Genomic DNA, 2,351 nt, shown 5'->3' with positions numbered 1-2,351 from the left:
GCGCTCGGCCGGGTCTTCTACTCAGAGGGCGACTACGTGCACGACATGGACCTCGGCTTCTATGCGGCCTACCAATACAGTGGCGGCGAGAACTGGAAGGCCACCGCCAGCTACCCGCCGATGCTCTACCCGACCCACGCCGTCGGCGGTGTCCTCGGTGCGATCCCGGCACGAGCGGTCGGCGTGAGCTGCCTAGGCGTCGAGGACCAGCGCGGGGACGGCGTGTTCGACCGGGAGATCAGCCAGTTCAACAACAGCTTCTCCAATGCCACCGCCCTGTTCGAGCTGTCCGACGGCGGGGTGATGCGGACCAACGAGATGCGGCGGGTCGGCTACCCCTCGCACATCCGCGAGTCGCGATTCCGTTTCTTCGGCACGGAGGCGAGCTTCGAGCAGCTCGCCCACCAGACCGTGTGGAACGACAAGACCGAGTCTCGCGACATCTCCTCGGATTTCGTACCGATCCGGCGTCCAAGCGGCGACGACACCGACCTCGCGGACGTCGATCCAGCGCTACACGAGGCGTTCACGTCGGGCTCGGCACCGGTCCACGACCGGTCACGGCTCCCAGCGGTCTACGCCGACGCACCCAACGGGCACGAAGGGTCGCACCATTTCCTCGCCGACGACTTCGTCCGCGCCGTCGTGACCGGAGAGCACCCGCCCGTGCACGCCTGGCGCTCGGCGACGTTCACCGCACCGGGCATCGTCGCGCATGCCTCGGCGCTGGCCGGTGGTGGACGGATGACGATTCCCGACTTCGGCAGCGACCCAGAGAGCTGACCCCGCACCGCCGGCGTTCAGAGCGTGGCGACGGCGATGTTGTGGAAGGCCTGCCGTATGTGACGGATACCGGAACGGTCCCGGCTGGGGTGGACCCGGTTGGTGAGCAGGACGAAGTACCGGCCGAGCCGCGGGTCGACGAACAGGCTGGTGCCCGTGAAGCCGGTGTGCCCGAACGTCTCCGAACTCACCAGGTCACCGGCAGGAGAACCGGACGGGTCGATGCCTTGCCAGGTCAGACTGCGGGCTTCGGCGAGCGCCTCCGTCCGGTTCTCGGTCATCGCCGACAACGTGGCGGGGTGCAGCAGGACCCGGCGATCCAGGTTGACGAGCAGGCATCGACCGAGGCGGGCCATATCGTCGATGGTGCTGAACAGCCCGGCGTGGCCGGTCACCCCACCCAGGACCACCGAGTTCTCGTCGTGGACCTCACCGACGACGACCGTGCCCCGCCAACGGCAGTCCTCGGTGGCGACGCACCTGTCGCGGTCGGCGTCGCCGGGGCGGAACTGGGTCGACTCCAGTCCGGCGGGGCCGGAGACGTAGTCGGCGACGAGCGCACTCAACGACGCGCCGGCTGCTGCCTCGACCATCAGGCCCAGCAGGATCATCCCCTGCGAGGTGTACTCCACAGCCTCCCCCGGCGGACGGCGCAACGGCAGGAGGCGCAACCCGTCGAGCATCGCCTCACGCGTCGGGTGAGTTCGGTACAGCGGCACCCGCCCGGGCATGCCGGAGGTGTGCAGCATCAGATCCTGCACGGTCAGGGCCTGTTTGTCGGTGTCCTGGAACGATGGCAGCAGTTCGGCGACGGTGCTGCTCAACGTCAACGCACCACGCTCGACCAACGCCATGGCGACGAGCCCCACAACGGGCTTGGTCACCGACGCCAGATCGAAGAGGTCGGTCCGGGTGACCGGAGAGCCGCCCCAGGCACGGGTTCCCAGCACGCCGCCCGACAGCTCGCCGTCAGCCGTGCCGACCGACCATGCCGCGGCCGAGTACACCTCGCGGTCGCGGCCCCAGGCAAGCAGTTCCTCGACGTCGCTGAACATGCGGGCCGGCATGGTCACGCGATCCCCACGTTCCCCGGCTGGCCCTGAACAGGCAACATGGCCTGCACGGTCGCGGACAATAACCCGGCCTGCTCAGCGAGCAACGGGCCTACGACGTCGATCGCCTCGGCGTTGAGGTTGAAGCTCAGCCCAGTCACGACGAGCGCCCCGGAGTCCTGCCCGCCGTATCCCACGGCTGCCGCCACCGATCGCACGCCCTGGTGGGCCTCGTGGTCGTGGGCGTAACCCCGACGTCGAGTCTGCTCGATCGCATCGGACAGGTCGGGACCGGCATCGCCGACAGCCGCACCGTCCTGTGCCAGCATGGCGACGCCGGCGGCACACTCGGCCAGCGGCGTTTGCACTCCCAGGCGCGGTGACACCCGATACATCTGGTCGGGTTCCACGTTCTCGATCACCACCGCCGAGTCTCCCCATCTGATCGCGTAGGAAGCCGTGAGTCCGGTCCGCGTGTGCAGCTCGTTCAGGCTGCGCTGCACCAACGGGCGTTCT

At 68.6% G+C, this 2,351-nt stretch carries 2 protein-coding genes and 1 pseudogene; 1 reads left to right on the top strand and 2 read right to left on the bottom strand.

Annotation, left to right across the window (positions count from 1 at the left end; genetic code table 11):
- Nucleotides 1-783, top strand: a pseudogene (locus ELR45_RS37800) (gfo/Idh/MocA family oxidoreductase); the annotation flags it as partial.
- Nucleotides 784-800: 17 nt separating this feature from the next.
- On the opposite strand, the gene ELR45_RS13700 reads toward ELR45_RS37800, so the two are convergent.
- Nucleotides 801-1,850 carry a serine hydrolase domain-containing protein gene (locus ELR45_RS13700; RefSeq protein WP_240759724.1) on the bottom strand — a complete coding sequence of 350 codons (1,050 nt, stop codon included), beginning with the start codon at nucleotides 1,848-1,850 and terminating at the stop codon, nucleotides 801-803.
- A gap of 2 nt (nucleotides 1,851-1,852) precedes the next feature.
- On the bottom strand, nucleotides 1,853-2,351 hold a 499-nt coding region (locus ELR45_RS13695; protein ID WP_205856563.1), incomplete at its 5' end, for an IclR family transcriptional regulator domain-containing protein.

This window comes from Phytoactinopolyspora endophytica, assembly GCF_004138495.1.
In the GTDB taxonomy this organism is placed as follows: Bacteria; Actinomycetota; Actinomycetes; order Jiangellales; family Jiangellaceae; genus Phytoactinopolyspora; species Phytoactinopolyspora endophytica.
This window is presented reverse-complemented; position numbering and strand designations above follow the sequence as displayed.